This window comes from Acidiferrobacteraceae bacterium, assembly GCA_037388825.1.
Lineage (GTDB): Bacteria > Pseudomonadota > Gammaproteobacteria > Acidiferrobacterales > JAJDNE01 > JARRJV01.
The window spans coordinates 1-3,395 of the sequence record JARRJV010000070.1 but is presented as its reverse complement, the minus strand read 5'-3'; the positions used below and the strand labels follow the sequence as shown (position 1 = coordinate 3,395).

4 protein-coding genes are annotated in these 3,395 nt (G+C 62.9%); 1 reads left to right on the top strand and 3 read right to left on the bottom strand.

Going from position 1 to position 3,395, the window contains the following annotated elements:
* Positions 1–420, top strand: a 420-nt coding sequence (locus P8X48_11010; protein ID MEJ2107834.1) for an FGGY-family carbohydrate kinase, incomplete at its 5' end; no start/stop codon positions are given.
* Positions 421–459: 39 nt separating this feature from the next.
* Here P8X48_11010 and soxZ read toward each other — a convergent pair.
* The 3 genes from soxZ to P8X48_10995 all read right to left on the bottom strand — a co-directional run.
* A complete protein-coding gene (soxZ, locus tag P8X48_11005; GenBank protein ID MEJ2107833.1) occupies positions 460–786 on the bottom strand; it encodes a thiosulfate oxidation carrier complex protein SoxZ in 327 nt (108 codons plus the stop codon).
* Between the two features lie 34 nt (positions 787–820).
* Positions 821–1,300, bottom strand: a complete 480-nt coding sequence (gene soxY / locus P8X48_11000; protein MEJ2107832.1) for a thiosulfate oxidation carrier protein SoxY — start codon at positions 1,298–1,300, stop codon at positions 821–823.
* Between the two features lie 135 nt (positions 1,301–1,435).
* Positions 1,436–3,395 (bottom strand): efflux RND transporter permease subunit (locus P8X48_10995; GenBank protein MEJ2107831.1); only part of this gene is annotated, 1,960 nt, incomplete at its 5' end.

Genomic DNA, 3,395 nt, shown 5'->3' with positions numbered 1-3,395 from the left:
GCGGTGTTGCTGAAATTCTTCAGCACCGATGAATTGCAGGCCATGACGCCGAAACTGGATCCCGACCATCCGACCGGACTGGACTACTACCCCCTGCTGCGCCCGGGGGAACGGTTCCCCGTCAACGATCCCCAATGGCCTGCCCGCATGGAACCGGTCCCGGACGATGCGGTGACATTCTTTCAGGGTTTGCTGGAAGGGATTGCCGCGATCGAACAGGCGGGCTATCGCAAGCTCACCGAACTGGGCGCCCCGCCACTGCGCTCCGTGCGCACCACCGGCGGCGGCAGCCGCAATCCGGCGTGGTCACGCATCCGCGAGCGCAAGCTGGGCGTGCCGGTATTGCCGGCCGTGTCGCAGGAAAGCGCCTTTGGTGCCGCGCGCCTTGCCGGCGGGATTCTCGCGGAAGACGGAAAATAAAAAAGCCGCCCGAAGGCGGCTTTTTCAGACTGCGGTTTCTTACAGTTCGATGGTCTTTTCGGCCGAGCCGGACTCACCCTTGTTGTCCGACCAGCTGACCTTGACCTTGTCACCGGTCTTGGCATTCTTCAGACCGAATCCCATGATCGGATTCTTGGCGACGGCGATACCGAGATCGGCATCCGCAATTTCCTTGCCGTTGTGAATCACGTTCATCTTCTGAATGAAGTGGGCGGGGATGACTTTCTTCGTCACCTTGTCCTTGCGCAGCCCGGTTTCCATCGGGTGCTTGACCAGGACCATCAATTCGGCGGTGTTGTCGCCCAGGTCTCGCACCCGCATCTTTATCGCATGATTGTTAGCCATAACTTTTTCTCTCCAATTCGTTTCGGGTGTGGGCCTAACCGCCGCAACCGCCGGCCGTGACCTTGATCTTCTTGGTCGCCGTATAGAGCTTGCCGCCGGCCTTGACCACGAACTCCACGTCCGAGGTCTTGGCCATCTTGATGTTCGCGCGGTAGTAGGCCGCCCCGGTCGCGCCGATACGGCAACGGGTCACCAAAGGCTGGGTGTTCTCCAGCACCAGGATGGCGATGTCCTCCACGTTGGGCATGTCGCTCGTGACCGCGACCGGAACGGAAGCACCGTCCTCCGCCTGGGCATTGGCGGTAATCATGACCTTGTCGCTGGAACTGGTGGCACTGGTCCCGAACAGGGCCTGCAGCGCCGCATCGCGCTTCTTCGCATTAAAGGCGCCTGCCGGCCAGGATTCAGCGGCCAGGACGCGGGTGGGGTGCAGCAGGCCGGCGCTGGCAGCGACGGCCATGGCGCCGCTCGCCGCGGTCGCCCGCAGGAACGCTCTACGTTTCAAATCAATCACCTGGGATCTCCTCATATGTAGTAGGTATATTGCTGTGCTTGCTTCTGACCCGCCGGGCGGGTGTGTGGGCGTTAGGGCGCCGAACTTTCAATTAGACCACGGCGGCCGGGATTTTATTCCATTCCCGGGCCGGGTTCACCCGGCGGCCCCGGATCGGGCTTCCCCGCGCCCGGCCACCAGCAAATACATGGCCGGAACCAGCATCAGGCTGACCAGGGTGGAAAAAGACAGGCCGAAAACGATGGACAGGGCCAGGGGCTGCAGCATTTCCGAGCCGGAGCCGATTCCCAGGGCCAGGGGCAGCATGCCGATGACCGTGGTCAGGGTGGTCATCAGGATCGGCCGCAGGCGCAGGCGCGCGGCCTCGCGGATGGCATCGCGAACGGCACGGCCACGCCGACGCATGATCTCGATGTACTCCACCAGAATGATGGCGTTGTTCACGACGATCCCCACCAGCATGATGATGCCGAGCCAGATGGGCATGGACAGGGGCATGGGCGTGAGAAATGGTAATCGGCTGATCAGCAACGGAATGGATACGCCGATCAGGGTAAAGGGCACGCACAGGATGATCACCGTGGGGTTGCGCAAGGATTCGTACTGCACCGCCATGGCCACGAACACGAGAAACAGGGCAAGACCAACCAACACCGACGTCAGCACACGACCTTTGGTCAGGGCCTCGTCGGCGCCGCCGTAGAACAGGATGTACCCCTTGGGCAGCGAGAAATCGGCAAGGCGCCCGCGCACGTCGTGCATGACCGCGCCCAGGGCCCGGTCCTCGGTCAGGGAGGCACTGATCTGGACCATGCGCCGCTGGCTGTAGCGTTCGATCTCCGCCGGTACCGAGACCAATCGCACCTTGGCAACGTCGTGCAGGTACACCGCGCGGCGACCGGCGCGTTCCCCGAACAGCAGCAGCCCCCCAAGGGAGCGGGGGCTGGTTACGTCGGCAGCCGGCAGGCGCACGCGGATATCATAGGAATGGTCGCGATCGATGAAATCGCTGACCACGATACCATCCAGGGCAATCCGCAGGGCCCGGCCGATGTCCGTGACGTCGATCCCCAGCTCGGCGGCGCGCTGGCGGTCGATTTGGACGGCGAACTCCTGCTGTTTTTCTTCGGCCGAACTCTTCAGATTGCGCAGACCGGGAACCCCTTGCAGGCGCTCGACAACGGCATTGCCGATTTGCGACAGGGTCTGAAGGTCCGGACCCTGCACGATGACGTCGACCTCGTCCTCTCCGCTACTGGTACGCAGGCCGCGGATTCCGCGTGTACGTGCGCGTACCGTCATCCCCGCCACCTGCGCCTTGCCCATGGCGCGATAGAATTTGTCCACCCATTGCGCCGAGCTGATGCTCCGACGGCTCACGGGAACCAGTTGTACCTGCAGGTGGCTGCTGTTCGGGGTTTCCCGTTCCGTGCGACCGAAGATGCGCCCGCCCACGAGTGTATAGATGCTTTGTACGTCGCCCAGGGACCATGCCAGTTTCTCCAACTGCGCCACGCTGGCATCCATACTGTCCAGTGAGGTTCCCGGATCGGTGAGGATATTGATGCTGATACTGCCGTCGTCGAGTTTGGGCAGGAATTCCTGTCGATCCGACAGAAACACCGGTGCGGTCAGCCCCAGCGCCAATGCCGCCAGCAACAACCAGCGACCGGGCGCATGCAGAACCCGTTCGAGCTGACGTCCGTAGAAACCCTGAAGCACGATCATGGCCCGGTTCACCCGGAGCGTCAGCCGCCCGCTCTTCTCGTCGCGCATACGCGCCGCCAGGGTGGGAACCAGGGTCAGGGCCACCACCAGCGAGGCCACGATGGCCGCCGAGATGGTGAAGATCAGTTCGCGAAACAACAGCCCAATGAGGCCGCTGACGAACAGGAACGGGAGCACCGCCGAAAGATTCGTGCTGGTGGAAGCCACGATGGCACTGGTCACCTCGCCCGCGGCCTCGGTGGCGACCTCCTCCGGTGGCTTGTCGGGGGACTCGCGCCGATGCCGGGTGACGTTCTCCAGCATGACGATGGTGTTGTCAATCAACATGCCCACGCCCAGGGCCAGCCCGCCCAGGGTCATGATGTTC

What these genes read in the sequence shown, in the direction of transcription:
- soxZ (MEJ2107833.1), bottom strand. Translation starts at nt 786, where the DNA reads ATGGCTAACAATCATGCGATAAAGATGCGGGTGCGAGACCTGGGCGAC.